15 protein-coding genes are annotated in these 16,201 nt (G+C 63.6%); 14 read left to right on the top strand and 1 reads right to left on the bottom strand.

Annotation, left to right across the window (positions count from 1 at the left end):
• The 5 genes from cobN to J5J09_RS12410 all read left to right on the top strand — a co-directional run bounded on the left by cobN (position 1) and on the right by J5J09_RS12410 (position 5,561).
• Positions 1–3,753, top strand: coding sequence for a cobaltochelatase subunit CobN (gene cobN / locus J5J09_RS12430; RefSeq protein WP_208551219.1), 3,753 nt, complete (start codon positions 1–3; stop codon positions 3,751–3,753).
• A complete protein-coding gene (locus J5J09_RS12425; protein WP_208551218.1) occupies positions 3,750–4,139 on the top strand; it encodes a GFA family protein in 390 nt (129 codons plus the stop codon). The genes cobN and J5J09_RS12425 overlap by 4 nt, the downstream gene beginning before the upstream one ends.
• A gap of 1 nt (position 4,140) precedes the next feature.
• On the top strand, positions 4,141–4,599 hold the full coding sequence (locus tag J5J09_RS12420) for a GNAT family N-acetyltransferase (RefSeq protein WP_208551217.1): 459 nt from the start codon (positions 4,141–4,143) through the stop codon (positions 4,597–4,599).
• On the top strand, positions 4,596–5,225 hold the full coding sequence (gene cobO, locus J5J09_RS12415; RefSeq protein ID WP_208551216.1) for a cob(I)yrinic acid a,c-diamide adenosyltransferase: 630 nt from the start codon (positions 4,596–4,598) through the stop codon (positions 5,223–5,225). Before J5J09_RS12420 ends, cobO begins: the two co-directional genes overlap by 4 nt.
• A gap of 69 nt (positions 5,226–5,294) precedes the next feature.
• Positions 5,295–5,561 (top strand): hypothetical protein, encoded by a 267-nt coding sequence (locus J5J09_RS12410; protein ID WP_208551215.1) that lies wholly within the window; start codon positions 5,295–5,297, stop codon positions 5,559–5,561.
• Positions 5,562–5,567: 6 nt separating this feature from the next.
• Here the strand turns inward: J5J09_RS12410 and J5J09_RS12405 are convergent, their stop codons facing one another.
• Complete coding sequence (locus J5J09_RS12405) at positions 5,568–6,353, bottom strand: TSUP family transporter (RefSeq protein ID WP_208551214.1); 786 nt, start codon at positions 6,351–6,353, stop codon at positions 5,568–5,570.
• A gap of 313 nt (positions 6,354–6,666) precedes the next feature.
• Between J5J09_RS12405 and J5J09_RS12400 the strand changes: the two genes are divergently transcribed.
• The 9 genes from J5J09_RS12400 to J5J09_RS12360 all read left to right on the top strand — a co-directional run bounded on the left by J5J09_RS12400 (position 6,667) and on the right by J5J09_RS12360 (position 16,200).
• A complete protein-coding gene (locus J5J09_RS12400) occupies positions 6,667–8,019 on the top strand; it encodes a sirohydrochlorin chelatase (protein ID WP_208551213.1) in 1,353 nt (450 codons plus the stop codon).
• An 881-nt stretch (positions 8,020–8,900) separates the two neighbouring features.
• Positions 8,901–9,584, top strand: coding sequence for a precorrin-8X methylmutase (locus J5J09_RS12395; protein WP_246745964.1), 684 nt, complete (start codon positions 8,901–8,903; stop codon positions 9,582–9,584).
• Positions 9,577–10,818, top strand: coding sequence for a precorrin-6y C5,15-methyltransferase (decarboxylating) subunit CbiE (gene cbiE / locus J5J09_RS12390; RefSeq protein ID WP_208551212.1), 1,242 nt, complete (start codon positions 9,577–9,579; stop codon positions 10,816–10,818). Before J5J09_RS12395 ends, cbiE begins: the two co-directional genes overlap by 8 nt.
• Positions 10,815–11,549, top strand: a complete 735-nt coding sequence (cobI, locus tag J5J09_RS12385; RefSeq protein WP_208551211.1) for a precorrin-2 C(20)-methyltransferase — start codon at positions 10,815–10,817, stop codon at positions 11,547–11,549. The genes cbiE and cobI overlap by 4 nt, the downstream gene beginning before the upstream one ends.
• Positions 11,546–13,393, top strand: coding sequence for a precorrin-3B C(17)-methyltransferase (gene cobJ, locus J5J09_RS12380; RefSeq protein WP_208551210.1), 1,848 nt, complete (start codon positions 11,546–11,548; stop codon positions 13,391–13,393). Before cobI ends, cobJ begins: the two co-directional genes overlap by 4 nt.
• A complete protein-coding gene (gene cobM / locus J5J09_RS12375) occupies positions 13,390–14,172 on the top strand; it encodes a precorrin-4 C(11)-methyltransferase (protein ID WP_208551209.1) in 783 nt (260 codons plus the stop codon). The genes cobJ and cobM overlap by 4 nt, the downstream gene beginning before the upstream one ends.
• Positions 14,165–14,629, top strand: a complete 465-nt coding sequence (locus J5J09_RS12370) for a hypothetical protein (RefSeq protein ID WP_208551208.1) — start codon at positions 14,165–14,167, stop codon at positions 14,627–14,629. The genes cobM and J5J09_RS12370 overlap by 8 nt, the downstream gene beginning before the upstream one ends.
• 89 nt (positions 14,630–14,718) lie before the next feature.
• The gene (locus tag J5J09_RS12365; protein WP_208551207.1) at positions 14,719–15,174 is read left to right on the top strand and encodes a GFA family protein; all 456 of its coding nucleotides are present in this window, start codon (positions 14,719–14,721) and stop codon (positions 15,172–15,174) included.
• 63 nt (positions 15,175–15,237) lie between these two features.
• Positions 15,238–16,200, top strand: coding sequence for a nucleoside hydrolase (locus tag J5J09_RS12360; RefSeq protein WP_208551206.1), 963 nt, complete (start codon positions 15,238–15,240; stop codon positions 16,198–16,200).
• The last annotated feature ends 1 nt before the right edge of the window (position 16,201 follow it).

The raw sequence follows: 16,201 nt of genomic DNA, 5'->3' as shown, positions 1-16,201 counted from the left end.
ATGCATCTTCTGCTCGCCCAGAAAGGCTCGATCAGCGACGGGGAGGAGGCGATCGATCTCGGGCAGACGCCTGGCGACATCCTCTTCCTGTCTGCGGCCGATACGGAGCTCGCGGCGATCGCGGCCGCTGCTGCTGGCCGTGAGGGCGGGCCATCCGTGCGGCTGGCGAGCCTGATGAGCCTCAAGCACCCGATGTCGGTCGATACCTATGTCGAGCGGACAGCTCGGCATGCGAAGCTGATCGTGGTCAGGGCGCTCGGAGGGGCGAGCTATTTTCACTATGCGCTAGAGGCGCTGCACGCCGCCGCTCGGCGGAGCGGCGCGAAGATCGCCGTGCTGCCGGGAGATGACAAACCGGATGAAGGGCTGGCGCCGTTTTCGACTGTCGGGCCGGATAACCTTGCCAATCTGTGGTCCTACCTGATCGAGGGTGGGGCGGAGAACGCACGGGCGTTCCTAGACTTTGCCGCTTTCCTCATTGGAGAAGGCGTGCAGCCGGCACCGGCCATTCCGCTGATGAAGGCGGGTATCTGGTGGCCGGGCCGGGGTGTCGTCGGCGTGGAAGGGTGGAAAAAGGCTGCAGGATCAACGGCGCCGATCGCCGCGATTTGTTTTTACCGCGCGCTCGTGCAGAGCGGCGAAACCAAGCCAGTCGCGGCGATGGTGGAGGCGCTGCGAGCGCAGGGCATGCGTGCCTTGCCGGTGTTCGTGGGATCTCTCAAGGACCCGGTATCGGTAGAAACGCTGCGGGCGGTGTTCGCCGAGGTGGCGCCCGACGTGGTCATCAACGTCACCGGATTCGCGGTTTCGGCGCCCGGCAGTGAAAATCCGTCTACCGTGCTCGACGAGAGCGGGGCGGTTGTGCTGCAGGCGATTTTCTCGAGTTCCGCTCTGGACGCTTGGGAAAAATCGTCTCAGGGCCTTTCGGCACGTGACCTTGCGATGCATGTGGCGTTGCCGGAGGTCGACGGGCGGGTGATGACGAGGGCCGTGTCGTTCAAGGCGGCAGCGCGGTTCGATGAGACGGTCGAGACCAATATCGTCAGCCACGAGCCCGATATCGGCCGCATGGCTTTCGTCGCCGAGCTTGCCGCGCGCTGGGCTAGGCTGCGACGGACGCCGGCGGCGGACCGCCGCGTGGCACTGATCATGGCGAACTACCCGAACCGCGACGGCCGGCTTGGCAATGGCGTCGGCCTCGACTCGCCCGCCGGCACCGTCGAGGTGCTGAGGGCGATGAAGGCGGCAGGCTATTCGGTCGCCGACATACCCTCGGATGGCGATGCGCTGATGGCGCATATGATGGCCGGGCCGACCAATGCCGCGCGTGATGGGCGGGAAATCCGCGATGTCATTTCCTTGAATGATTACATAGCGTTTTTCGAATCTCTTCCCAAGCGGATTCAAGAAGAGATCACGGCTCGATGGGGTGGACCGGAAGGCGATCCCTTCTTTCAGGATGGAGCATTCGCGTTGCCACTCACCCGCTTCGGCAACGTATTCCTCGGCATTCAGCCGGCGCGCGGCTACAACATCGATCCGAAGGAGAGTTATCACTCTCCGGACCTCGTTCCGCCACACGGCTATCTCGCCTTCTACGCCTATCTGCGGAAGGTCGCTGGGGTCGATGCGATGATCCACATGGGCAAGCATGGCAATCTCGAATGGTTGCCGGGCAAGGCGTTGGCGCTGTCGGAGACCTGTTACCCGGAAGCCGTGATCGGCCCGCTGCCGCATCTCTATCCCTTCATCGTCAACGATCCGGGCGAGGGTACCCAGGCCAAGCGGCGCACCTCGGCCGTCATCATCGACCACCTGACCCCGCCGCTGACGCGGGCTGAAAGCTACGGTCCGCTGAAGGATCTCGAGGTGCTGGTCGACGAATATTACGAGGCGGCGGGCGGCGATCCGCGTCGTCTGAAGCTGCTGAAGAAGCAGATCCTCGACCTCATCGCGGACATCGGTCTCGACCAGGATGTCGGGATCGGCAAGGGCGAGGCTGAGGACACGGCGCTCGAAAAGCTCGACGCCTATCTCTGCGACCTCAAGGAAATGCAGATCCGAGATGGGCTGCACGTGTTCGGTCTGGCGCCGGAGGGGCGGTTGCTGACCGATCTCGTCGTGGCTCTGGCGCGGGTGCCGCGCGGGTTGGGCGAGGGCGGAGACCGGAGTCTCCAGCGGGCGATCGCCGACGACCTTGATCTGAGCGCCAATGGCGTCGCTTTCGACCCTCTCGATTGCGTCATGTCCGAACCGTGGACCGGACCCAAACCCGTGATTCTCGCCGAGCTCGACGAGCAGCCGTGGCGCACCAATGGCGATACGGTCGAGCGGATAGAACTGCTGGCGGCGAACCTTGTGGCGACGGAGATCGACGCGCCAGACCACTGGGTGTCGACACGGGTCGTGCTTGACGAAATCGAAACGCGTCTCAAGCCAGCGGTGGTGAAGTCGGGCGCCGCCGAAATCGCGGGGCTTCTCAAGGGCCTCGACGGCCGCTTCGTGCCGCCCGGTCCCTCCGGGGCGCCGACGCGGGGTCGGCCGGACGTGTTGCCGACGGGCAGGAATTTCTACTCCGTCGATAGTAGGGCGGTGCCGACACCGGTGGCCTACGAGCTCGGCCGAAAGTCCGCCGAACTGCTGATCCAGCGCTATGTGCAGGACCACGGCGACTGGCCGACATCGTTCGGACTCACCGCTTGGGGCACGTCGAACATGCGTACCGGTGGTGACGACATCGCCCAGGCGCTGGCGCTGATTGGCGTCAAACCGGTCTGGGACATGGCGTCCCGGCGAGTGACGGGGTTCGAGGTGATCCCGATGGCGATGCTCGGGCGGCCGCGCGTCGACGTGACGCTGCGCATCTCCGGCTTCTTCCGCGATGCCTTTCCGGAGCAGATCGCGCTGTTCGACAAGGCTGTCCGGGCCATTGCCGCGCTGGATGAAGACGAGGGCGATAATCCGGTCGCGGCGCGCGTTCGCGCGGAAACGGAAAAGCTGGAGGCCGAGGGGCTCGACGCGAAGCAGGCGGCGCGGCAAGCGGGATACAGGGTGTTCGGGTCGAAGCCGGGCGCCTACGGTGCCGGCCTGCAGGCGTTGATCGACGAAAAGGGCTGGGAGCGGCGCGGCGATCTGGCCGAGGCCTACCTCGTCTGGGGCGGCTATGCTTATGGCGCGGATGTCGAGGGCAAGGCGGAGCGCGGCCTGTTCGAGGAACGACTGCGCTCTGTGCAGGCGGTCGTGCAGAACCAGGACAATCGCGAGCACGACCTGCTCGACAGCGACGATTACTACCAGTTCGAGGGCGGCATGACGGCGGCGATCGAGCACGTCGCCGGAGGGCGTCCCGCCGTCTACCACAACGACCACTCTAGGCCGGAAAAGCCGGTGATCCGCTCGCTGGAGGAAGAGATTGGCCGGGTGGTCCGCGCCCGCGTCGTCAATCCGAAGTGGATCGAGGGCGTGATGCGGCACGGCTACAAGGGCGCTTTCGAGATCACCGCGACTGTTGACTACATGTTCGCCTTCGCAGCGACGACAGGGGCCGTGCGCGACCACCACTTCGAGGCTGTCTACCAAGCCTTTCTGATGGATGAGCGCGTGCGCGCGTTCATGGCGGAGAAGAACGCCCCGGCGCTGAAGGAACTTGCCGAGCGGCTGATCGAGGCGATTGAGCGCGGACTGTGGACGCCGAGAAGCAATTCCGCCAAGTTCTCGCTTTCCGAAATCGTTCTGGAAGGGAGCGTGTCATGACTGAGCTTGTCGGTCGCTGCCTCTGCGGTTCCGTGCGGCTGTCGGTGTCGGGGCCTGTCCTCAACGCCAACCACTGCCACTGCGAGAGCTGCCGCCGGGCGACCTCGTCCGGCGTCGCGAGCTTCTTCACGGTGGCGCGGAAGGATGCCGAACTCTCCGGCGCGAGCTTGAGGCGGTTCGTATCGTCACCCGGTGTCACGCGCGGCTTTTGCGGCACGTGCGGTTCGCCGATGTCCTATGAAACGGAAAGACGACCGGCGGAGATCGATCTTTACATCGCCTGCCTCGACGATCCGTCCGCTATCGTGCCCAAGGCTCATGACTTCTGGAGCGAGCGTGTGGGCTGGCTGCATGTCGTCGACGGCCTGCCGAAGAACGAGCACTGAAATGGCCTTTGACACAACTGACATCCTGATTGCAGAGGTGACCGGGGACGGTGTCGACGAATTCGTCACCGCCGTCGACGGCATCCTTGACGAGGCCGCGCTGGCGCTAGGCAGGCCGTTCGTCAGCGAACGCGTCCATATCCGTGCGAGTGCTCCGGACGGGACGATGCTCGGCGGCCTGGTCGGCGCGCGGCTGCAGGGCTGGCTCTACGTGAAGCTGCTCGGCGTCAGCGAACACGCGCGTGGCCGCGGCGTCGGTGCCAAGCTTCTTGCGGCGGCGGAGGACATGGCGCGCAACGATAGGCTCGCCGGCGTCTATCTCGATACGTTCGAGTTTCAGGCGCCACGCTTCTATCTACGGGAAGGCTATGCCGAGATCGGCCGCCTTCCGAAAACCGGCCAGGCGCCACAGCGTATCTGGTATGCAAAGACATTTGACGATAGCGGGAGCGATACATGACCGAGGACATCAAGCCGGAAACGGACGATCTGGCCCGCCACGCGGAAAAGATGGCGAAGAAGAAGGCCGCCCGCGAAAAGATCATGGCGACGAAGACCGACGAGAAGGGTCTTGTCATCGTCCATACCGGCAAGGGCAAGGGCAAGTCGTCGGCTGCGTTCGGGATGATCTTCCGCCATATCGCCCATGGCAAGAAATGCGCGGTCGTGCAGTTCATCAAGGGCGCTATGTCGACCGGCGAACGCGACCTGATCCTGCGGCATTTCTCCGATGTCTGCGAGTTCCACACGATGGGCGAGGGCTTCACCTGGGAAACCCAGGACAAGGCGCGCGACATCGCCATGGCGAAGGCAGCCTGGGAGAAGGCGAAAGACCTGATCCGCGACGAGAGCAATTCCATGGTGCTGCTCGACGAGATCAACATCGCGATCCGCTACGACTACATCGATATCGGCGAAGTGGTGGAGTTTCTCAGCGCCGAAAAGCCGCACATGACCCACGTTGTCCTGACGGGACGAAACGCCAAGGAAGAGCTGATCGAAATCGCCGATCTCGTCACCGAGATGGAACTGGTCAAGCATCCGTTCCGCTCCGGGATCAAGGCGCAGGTGGGCGTCGAGTTTTGAACCGGAACTTATAAGGGAACCTCCCGGCGCCACGCGTGTTTACGAGACGTCTGCAACAGGAGCCGCACCATGCTGAGGGTCATTCAAAGCGTTCTGCTATCGTCCGCGATCGTCTTGCTGGTGATTGGCGCAAGCCCTGCGGTGGGGGCGGACATGCTCTACCAGACGGAACGGCCCGTGGTCGTCCAGCAGCGAGCGGCGGCGGTCGTGGCCCCCGCCTCCGTGGCGGTGCGTCCTGTCCGTTGCGACGAATACTACATCGAGTACCGCGCGCCGCTCTACGACCCGCGCGTCGAGATCATCCGCCAGTGTGACCGCCAGATCGTTCGATACTGATGGAATTCAGAAACCCGCCCAGACCCGTACCGGATTGGTCGGGTCCATCAGCAACCGAACAGCCAGCGCCAGGCAGGTGATGATCAACAGCGGCTTGATCAGCCTTGCGCCGCTTCTCATTGCCAGCCGAGAGCCAGCCTGCGCACCCAAGAACTGACCGAGCCCCATCAACAGGCCGATCTTCCAGAGGATCACACCGGCGAAGGTGAAGACGACGAAGGCGCCCAGGTTGGAGCCGAAGTTGAGGAGCTTGGTGTGAGCCGTCGCCTTCAGCATGCCGAATCCGGCGAGCGAGACGAAAGCCAGCATGAAGAAAGAACCGGTGCCAGGGCCGAAGATACCGTCGTAGAGGCCGATCAGGGGAACGAATGTCAAACAGAAGACGAAGGGCGTCATCCGCTGGTGGCGGTCCTGATCCGAGAGATTCGGTTTAAGCGCGAAGTAAAGCGCGATCGCCATCAGCAGAAACGGCATGAGCACGCGCAAGACATTGCCCGGCACGAAGCTTGCGATCACCGCACCGATCGCTCCGCCGGCGAAGGCCATGACCGCCATCGGCAGCTGGCTCCTGAGATCGACATGGCCACGCCTAGCATAGGCGATGGTGGCGGACGCCGAACCGAACATGGATTGCAGCTTGTTGGTGCCGAGCGTCTGGAGAGGCGGGATGCCGGCGATCAGCATGGCCGGAATGGTGATGAGACCGCCGCCGCCGGCGATGGAATCGACAAAGCCTGCAATGAAGGCGGCGAGAAAAAGGAGAGCGATGCTCTCAAAAGCGAGTTCGACCACGGGAATTCCGGAACGCTGCGACAGGTTGCCTCTCTTGCCCCAAACCGGTCGCGCCCGCAACCGTTCCGCTTTCGGGTGAATGTCGCAATCGGCGCATCCTCCACACAATACGGCGCAAACGGGTTTGACCCCTCAAGCCTGGTTGGATAAAGCTCGTGCCATGTGCGACGGCGCCTGTTCGACAGGCTGGAAATAGTCCGGTGCGGCCGACCCAAGCAGGGGGCCAATTCCGGAGCTGTCCGTAAAGGCCATGGAATCATCGAGTGATTCCGGCGCTTCGTACATGGTGCAACGAAGCAGGGAGGCCTTATCTATGGCGGAAAAACTCGGAATCATGGTCTGTGGCCACGGCAGCCGCAATCAGAACGCGGCGAAGGAATTCGCCGTGATCGCGGAGGCGTTGCGCGCCCGCAATCCGGACATGCCGGTCGAGTACGGCTACCTCGAATTCTGCAATCCCGTCATCGCCGCCGGGCTCGACAGCCTCAAGGCACAGGGCGTAACGCGGGTGCTCGCCGTTCCCGGCATGCTGTTTGCGGCCGGCCATGCCAAGAACGACATCCCGTCGGTGCTGAATACCTACCAAGCTCAGAACCCCGGCATGGTGATCAACTACGGCCGCGAACTCGGCATCGACCTGAAGATGATCCGCGCCGCCGGTGACCGTATTCAGGCGGCCGTCGACGAGGCGAACGAGACACTCGGCTTCGTCGAGAAGCATGACACGCTGTTGATGGTCGTCGGTCGCGGTTCCTCCGATCCGGATGCCAACTCGAACGCCACCAAGGTGATGCGCATGCTCTGGGAAGGCATGGGCTTCGGCTGGGGCGAGACCTGCTATTCCGGCGTGACCTTCCCGCTGGTCGAACCGGGCCTGACGCACGCGGCCAAGCTCGGCTACAAGCGCATCATCGTCTTCCCGTACTTCCTGTTCACCGGCGTGCTGGTGAAGCGCATCTACAGCTATACCGACGAGGTGGCCGCGCGGCATCCGGAGATCCAGTTCGTCAAGGCGAGCTATCTCAACGACCACCCGCTGGTGCTCGATGCCTTCCAGGATCGCGTCAAGGAAATCCTCGAGGGCGCCGCGGTCATGAACTGCCAGATGTGCAAGTACCGCGAGCAGGTGCTCGGCTTCGAGGCGGATATCGGCCAGCCCCAGGAGAGCCATCACCATCATGTCGAGGGGATCGGCGGGGGCTTGGAAAACTGTCCGTGCAAGGGTGACTGCGATGCCTCCTGTCGCGATCCTGATTTCTGCCGGGAACATGGTCTTCCTTGGACGCCGGTTCACTCGCATGCCGAGCCGCACGATCTGGAACCGGCCTTCGATTATTCTGCCTCCTTCACGCTCGGCGGCAAATATGCAGCGCTCGCGGACAAGGCGGTGGATGCCGAGTTGCAGGCTGTGATGGACGCGCCGTCGAGCGGCAAGTTCGCCGGACACGAGCACGGACCGAACTGCGGTTGCGGTCATCACGGCCATGACCATGGCCATCATGACCACCATGACGGCCATTCGCACGACCACGGCCACGATCATTCCCATCACGGGCATGATCATTCGCATGGTCACAGTCACGGCCACGATCATCACCACCATCATGCGCCGTACCCGCACGCGGACCATCCGCTGGGGCCGAAGTCGATGCAGAAGAAAAAGTAATGGCGCTGTTCGATCGCATCCTGATCGTCGACTGGTCGGGCGCCGGGCAACCGGCGACCGGCCGCAACTCGCTCTGGGCGTGCCTCGCCCGGCGCGAGGGCGATGGGACCGCGATCGAATGGCTGGAGAATTTTTCGACCCGTCACGCCTTCATGCTGCGACTCGATCAGATCGTGCGGGAAGCGATTGCAAAGGGCGAATGCCTTCTCTGCGGCTTTGACTTTGCCTTTGGCTACCCCGCCGGCACGGCGGAGCGGCTGACCGGCAAGGCCGATTGGCGTTCCCTGTGGCGCAAGATCGCCGCGGAGATCGAGGACGGGCCGGACAATACCAACAACCGTTTCGACCTGGCTTCCCGCTGGAACGCGACCTATTTTCCGGGAGAGCCGCGCTTTTGGGGTCGCCCTCACCAGCATGTCTACGCCGATTTGAGCGATACGAAGCCACCGGCGCCACAAGGCGCGCCGTTTGCCTTTCGCCGCTCGGAGCAGTTCGCCAAGGGCGCGAAGTCGGTTTGGCAGCTCTCCTATAACGGCTCCGTCGGCAGCCAGACGCTGCTCGGGATCGCATGCCTCTCGCGTTTTCTCGATGAAGGTGGGCTTCAAGACAAAATCGCCGTCTGGCCCTTTGAGACCGGTTTCACGACGCGCTTCGACAAACCCTTCGTGTTTGCCGAAATCTATCCGTCGCTCTTTGCCCTGCCTGACGGCGACGAGGTGAGGGACGCGGCGCAGGTGAGGGCGGTGGCCGAAGCCTTTTGTCGTTTCGATGCGGATGGTCGGCTCGCGACGCTTCTCGGTCGTCCGGCGATGTTGACCGAAGAGGAAGTCGCGACATCGGTTGCCGAGGAAGGCTGGGTTTTGGGTATTGGTCATCGAGAGCTGTCTGTTGCCGTTGACGCTTCTGAATCCGCACCGCCGGGAGGCAGGCACCTCGAGTACATTCGAGATCCCACCGAGATTTACAAAAAGTCCTTCGAGACGATCCGTACCGAGGCTAATCTTGGTCGCTTTCCCGCCGTGCTTCACCCGCTGGTCATCCGGCTGATCCACGCCTGCGGCATGGTCGATCTGGCCGGCGACATTGCTTTCTCCGAGGGCGCGTTCGAGGCCGGGGCAGCGGCCCTTGAAAAGGGCGCGCCCGTGCTGGTCGACGCGGAGATGGTGCGCCACGGGGTCATTCGCCGGCTGCTGCCGGCCGACAACGATGTCGTCTGCCTGCTGAACGACGAGCGGGTCCGGCCGAAGGCGGAGGAGATCGGCAACACGCGCTCCGCCGCGCAGGTCGATCTCTGGGACGACAGGCTGGAAGGGGCGGTCGTGGCGATCGGAAACGCGCCGACAGCCCTGTTCCGGTTACTCGAACGGATCGATGCGGGCGCGCCGAAGCCGGCGGTCATCCTCGGCTTCCCGGTCGGCTTCGTCGGGGCGGCGGAAAGCAAGGAGGCCCTGATCGCGGACAGTCGCGGCATTCCCTATATCGCGGTGCGCGGACGGCGCGGCGGCTCGGCCATGGCTTCGGCCGCTATCAATGCGCTGGCGGGAGGGCTTGGCACCAATGTCTGAACAGCAGACGGGCCGCTGGCTCACCGTCATCGGCATCGGCGACAACGGGCTTGCGAGCCTGACGCCGGAGGCGCAATCGCTGCTCTGGCAGGCGGAGACCATCGTGCTCGGCGAACGGCTGGACGCGGTGCTGTCCGGCAGCCAGCTTCCCGGCCTGAAGCGCATGCTCAACTGGTCCGGCGGTTTTCGCGATACGCTGGAGCAGGTGCTGGCTTTGCGCGGCACGCCTGTCACGGTTCTGGCGACCGGCGATCCGATGCATTTCGGTATCGGCGCGACGCTGAGACGGTACGTCTCCGCCCGCGAGATGCATGTGATCCCGTCGCCCTCGGCCTTCTCGCTGGCCGCCTCGCGACTGGGATGGCCACTGCAGACGACGGCGCAGATTTCGCTGCATGGCCGCCCCGTCGCGCATCTTGCCCGCCACATGATGCCTGGCGCTCGCATCCTGGCCCTGACCGGCGACCGGCATACCGCTGGCGAGGTGGCCGACCGTCTCGTCGGCGCGGGCTTCGGAGCATCTGTCCTGACCGTGCTGGAGCATATCGGCGGCGCGGCGGAACGGATCGTGCGGATGACCGCCGAGGATTTCGCGGCGGAAAAGCCCGAGATCGACGATTTCTACACGCTCGGCATCGATGTCGCCGGCGATGGCGCGGTGCTGCCGCCCGTTCCGGGTCTGCCGGACGATGCCTTTCGTCACGATGGACAGCTCACCAAGCGCGAGATCCGCGCGGTCACGCTGTCCTTCCTGAAGCCGCAGCCCAATGCGCTGCTCTGGGATGTCGGGGCCGGCTGCGGCTCGATCTCGGTTGAATGGCTGCGCTGCGGCATGGGCACCGAGGCGATCGCGATCGAGGCGAAGGCGGAACGCCGCGCCATGATCGAGGAGAATGCCGACCGGTTGGGCGTGCCCGACCTGCAGATCGTCGAAGGTCTGGCGCCGACCGCGCTCGATGGTCTTCCGGCGCCGGATCGTATCTTCATCGGTGGCGGGATCAACAATGAGGGTGTGTTCGAGGCGTGCTTCGAGGCGCTGAAACCCGGCGGACTTCTTGTTGCCAATGCCGTCACCATCGAGGGGGAAGGGCAGATTGCCTATCTGCGCAGTCTCCATGGTGGCGATCTCGTCCGCCTCCAGGTGTCCCGCTCCGCTCCGGTCGGCCGCTATTGTGGCTGGAAATCGCTGATGCCGGTGACGATCTGGGGGATGAAGAAGGAACAGTTGGAATGACCGGCAAGCTCTATGGCCTTGGCCTTGGTCCCGGCGACCCGGAACTGATCACGCTGAAAGCACACCGTATCCTGACGGCCGCGCCTGTGATCGCCTATCCGGCGCCGGATACCGGCCCGAGTTTCGCCCGCCAGATCGCGGCTTCCTATATCGGAGCGTACCAGTTGGAAGTGCCTGTCGTGATGCCCATGCGGGTGGAGCGGTTTCCTGCGCAGGAGGTCTATGACGCTGCCGCCGAGACCATTGGGCGCCATCTCGATGCGGGATCGGATGTCGCCGTGCTCTGCGAGGGCGATCCCTTCTTCTATGGGTCTTTCATGTATCTTTTCGAGAGGCTAGCGGATCGCTATCCGACCCAGATCGTACCCGGCGTTTCGTCGGTGATGGCGGCGGCTTCGGCGCTCAAGCGACCGTTGGCGGCGCGCAACGACGTCCTGAGCGTCGTGCCGGGACCGTTGGACGATGAGATACTGGAAGCTCGGATTGCAGCCGCCGACGCGGTGGCGATCATCAAGGTCGGGCGGCACTTCACGCGTATCCGGGCACTGGTCGAGCGGCTCGGACTGATGGGGCAGGCGGCCTATGCCGAGCGCGTCAGCCTCGACAATCAGCAACTGATGCCTCTCGACGAAGTGCCGGATGACGCTGCGCCGTATTTCTCTATGATCCTGATCTATAAGGGTGGCGAGGTCTGGCATCCGGCGTTTGGCAACAACGAGGCTGGCGCATGAACGGGCTTGTTCCCGCTGTCGTGGTGTTAACCGAGGAAGCGGCCGCCATCGGCCGTCGCATTGCCGCTATCGTCGGCGGCGAGCTGCATGGAGCGACTGCGCGGGTAACGACGGCTGATGTGTCCTTCGCTTCGCCCAAGGAACACCTTCGGCAACTCTTCGCCGGCGGTCGACCGATCGTTTCGGTGATGGCGTCAGGCGCCGTCATAAGACTTCTGGCGCCGGTTCTGGCCGACAAGCAGGGCGAACCGCCCGTGCTGGCTGTCTCGGAGGACGGAGCTTCCGTGGTGCCACTGCTGGGCGGGCATCATGGAGCCAACGATCTCGCACGTATGATCGCCGAAGGGCTCGGTACTCACGCGGCGATCACCACAGCCGGAGACCTGAAATTCGGCATTGCGCTGGACCAGCCGCCGGTTGGTCATGTGCTCGCCAATCCGTTGGGTGCAAAGGCTGTGATGGCCGAGCTCGTGGCTGGCGCCGAGGCGAGGCTGACCATCGATGCCGGCGCCTCTGGTCCGGCCGTTGCCGCCTGGCTCACTCAATCCCGACTTCCTTTCGACAATGAGGCCCGTGTGACGTTGACCGTGACCGACAAGACAAAGACGCCCGAGCCGATGGAGCTCGTCTATCATCCGAAGACGCTGGTGCTCGGCATGGGTTGCGAGCGACATGCGTCCAGCGAAGAGGCGATTGCGCTGGCCGAGCAGGCGCTGGAGAGCGGCGGCTTTTCCCGCGACAGCCTCGCTGCCGTCTGCTCGATCGACCTCAAGGCCGACGAGACGGCGATCCATGCGGTTGCCAGCCATTTCGGCATTCCCGCGCGCTTCTTCACGGCGCAGACGCTGGAGGCGGAGGCGACGAGGCTTAAGAACCCCTCCGATGTCGTGTTCGCCGAAGTCGGTTGCCATGGTGTCGCCGAAGGGGCCGCTCTGGCTGCCGTCGGTGTTTCGGGCGAACTCGTCGTCGAAAAGATCAAGTCGAAGGGGGCGACCGCTTCCATCGCGCGCGCCAGCGATATTGTCGATCCGCAATCGATTGGCCGGGCACGGGGCAGGCTCTATGTCGTCGGCATCGGCCCCGGCTCGGAAGGCTGGCGCTCGCCCGAGGTGTCGGCGATGGTCTCGGCCTCCACCGATCTCGTCGGATACTCGCTCTATCTCGACCTGCTGGGACCGCTTGGCGAGGGCAAGACGCGACACGATTTCGACCTCGGCAAGGAGGAGGCCCGTGTCGTGCATGCCATGGAGCTCGCGGGGCAGGGGCGGACGGTGGCGCTGGTCTGCTCGGGCGATGCTGGAATCTATGCCATGGCGACGCTGGTGTTCGAACTGTTCGACAAGGGCGGCATCACGGATGCGGCAAGCCGGATCGAGGTGCAGGTTTCGCCCGGCATATCGGCCCTGCAGGCCGCCGCCGCCCGCATTGGCGCGCCGCTCGGGCACGATTTCTGCACCATCTCGCTGTCGGACCTCTTGACGCCGTGGGAGCATATCCAGCGCCGCGTGAGGGCGGCCGGCGAGGGCGATTTCGTCATTGCCTTCTACAACCCCGTTTCGATGAAGCGTCGTACCCAACTCGCCTGGGCGCGCGACAAGCTTCTCGAGTACCGCCCGGCGTCGACGCCCGTGATCCTTGCCACCAATCTCGGCCGCGAGGGCGAGACTGTGCGCACCGTGCCGCTCGGCGACCTCAATGTCGACGATGTCGATATGCTGACCGTGGTCGTCGTTGGTTCTTCGGAAAGCCGGACGGTGAAGACCGGCGACGGCAAGACCTGGGTCTACACGCCGCGCGGCTATTCTGGAAAGGCGGATACGGGAATGAAGGGAGCTGAGGCATGACCGTCTATTTCATCGGCGCTGGGCCCGGAGCCCCCGATCTCATCACCGTGCGCGGCCTGCGGCTTATCGAGCGTTGCCCGGTCTGTCTCTATGCCGGATCGCTTGTGCCGGAGGAGACGGTCAAGGCCGCACCGGAAGGCGCCATCGTCAAGGATACGGCGCCCATGCATCTCGACGAGATCATCGCCGAAATCGAGGCGGCGCATGCGCGCGGCGAGGACGTGGCGCGTGTCCATTCCGGCGATCCGTCTATATACGGCGCAATCGCCGAACAGATGCGGCGGCTCGATGCGCTCGGCATTCCCTATGAGGTCGTGCCGGGGGTGCCGGCCTTCGCTGCGACGGCGGCGCGGCTGAAGACGGAACTGACGCTGCCGGAGATCGCCCAGACGGTGATCGTCACCCGTACAGAAATGAAGGCATCCTCGATGCCGGAGTTCGAGACGCTGGAGATCCTAGGCAAGTCGCGCGCGACGCTTGCCATCCACCTGTCGATCCGCAATCTCGGCCATATCCGCGATAGGCTGACACCGTACTACGGCGAGGATTGCCCGGTGGTGATCGCCTACCGCTCGACCTGGCCGGACGAGCTCTTCATCCGCACGACGCTCAAGGGGATGGCGGAAGAGGTGCGCAAGGCGAAGATCACCCGCACGGCGCTGATCATGGTCGGCAGGGTGTTCGGGCACGTCGAATTCCGAGACAGCGACCTCTACAATTCCGGTTTCAGTCACGTACTGCGGAATGTAGGCAAGAAAAAGAAGGCCGTGGGTGGCTGAGCGCCCGGACATTCAGCGGGGTTATCATGTGACGACTGAATTCGGCCGGTACATGGTCTTCCTTGCAGCCTTTGTTGCCGGCTTCATCATCATGTTGATGTCCCTCTTTCTCTACCTGTCCGTATATATGGGAAGCGGTTGGATCCGCAATTTCCGCGGCTGGCTCGGCTATACCGTGATCGACAGCGGCACGGCCTGGCAGTGGACCTTCAACATCCTGTTATGGGGTCTGCCGGCTCTGCCTGTCTGCCGCGTTATCCTCGGCTGGATGACCGGTTTTCCGCCAGTCTGGTGGCGCATGATGATCGGTTATGTGGCTCTCGGGCTAACTGTCTATGCTTTCGGTCTTGTCGCCTATTCGACGGATATAGACCGGCAGGTGCTGCGCGTGTCCGGGCTCTTGGTCGTCCTGACCGCCGGATACATTTTTCTCCGCCGCTGGATTGTCGTCAGGTAAGAGTGCTAGATCGCGACGGAGGCTTGTGTCGCCTGTCGTGACCCCCCCGTCAACAGGTGTCGCTTCAAACGCAGTGAAAGGATCGAGGCATGACGGACGAAAACAGCATTACCCATGGTGCGTGCCGCTGCGGCCAGGTCCGTCTCAAGGTGCAGGGCAAGCCGTTGATGACGATGGCGTGCCATTGCAAAGGCTGCCAGCGGATGACGGCAAGCGCGTTTTCCCTCAGCGCGCTTTTTCCCGAGGCTTCGGTGGAAATCACGGGCCTCGATCCGGTCATTGGCGGCATGCATGGCGAACTGAAGCACAACTTCTGTCCGCATTGCCTCAGCTGGATCTTTACGCGGGCGGACATGCTCGGTCCGTTGATCAACATACGGTCGAGCATGCTGGATCACACCGCAGAAATTGCGCCCTTCATCGAGACCTGTGCGGCGGAAAAACTGCCATGGGTAACGGTGCCGGTGCGGCACAGTTACGAGCAGTTCCCGCCGATGGAGGCGTTTCCGGCCCTTCTGGCGGAGTTTGCGGAGACATCCCGGTAATCGCTTTCCCGTTTGACGGGATTGCGATAAGACGCCGGCTCACTTCTGAAAGGCTTCCCCTTCATGCACAAGGTCATTTTCGATACGGATCCCGGCGTCGACGACGCGATGGCGCTCCTCTTCCTGCATCATCACCGGGACATCGACCTTGTCGGTATCACCACTGTGTTCGGAAACGCGACGATCGAGATGACGACGCGCAATGCGCTGTTCCTGAAACGGGAATGGAAGATCGACGCGCCGGTTTCCAAGGGAGCGGGGGAGACCTTTATTCCGCACCGTGTCAGCCACGAGCCGCCGAAATTCATTCACGGTGACGATGGTCTCGGCAATATCGGCGTGCCCGACGAGATCGACCTGCCGCTTGACCCGCGTCCGGCGCACCGGTTCATCGTCGAGACCGTCCGCGCCCATCCGGGAGAGGTCACGCTGGTGGCCGTCGGCCGGATGACCAACCTTGCCAATGCGCTGAAGGAGGATCCGGAGATCGTCGGCCTTGTGAAGGAGGTCGTGATCATGGGCGGCGCCTTCGACATCAACGGTAATGTGACGCCGGCAGCGGAAGCAAACATCCATGGCGATCCGGAGGCCGCCGACGTGGTGTTCACCGCGAGCTGGCCCGTCGTGATCGTCGGTCTCGACGTGACCACGCAGACAGTGATGACGCGCCAGCAACTCGCCGATATCCGGGATGCGGCCGGTTCCAGCCGTGCACGGCTGCTTTTCGACCTCTCGCAGTTCTACATCAAGTTTTACGAAAGCCGCGTGCCTGACGGCATGGTGGTGCATGACAGCTGCGCCTGTGCCTATGTCGTGGCGCCGGGGCTTTTCACCACCCGGTCCGGCGCGGTGCGCGTGGTCTGCGGAGGTCTGGCGGATGGCCAGACGATCCAGAAGCCTGATGGCATGGGCTTCGGCCCGTCCGACTGGGACGGCATCGTCAGTCAGAAGATCTGCACAGGCATCGATCCGGACGGCGTGCTTCGGCTGATCCACGACACGATCGTGTCGGTCAAGGAAGACTGAC

The organism is Ciceribacter sp. L1K22 (assembly GCF_017599385.1).
In the GTDB taxonomy this organism is placed as follows: domain Bacteria; phylum Pseudomonadota; class Alphaproteobacteria; order Rhizobiales; family Rhizobiaceae; genus Allorhizobium.
The sequence above is the reverse complement of the archived record's forward strand: the minus strand, read 5'-3'. Positions and strand labels throughout refer to the sequence as shown.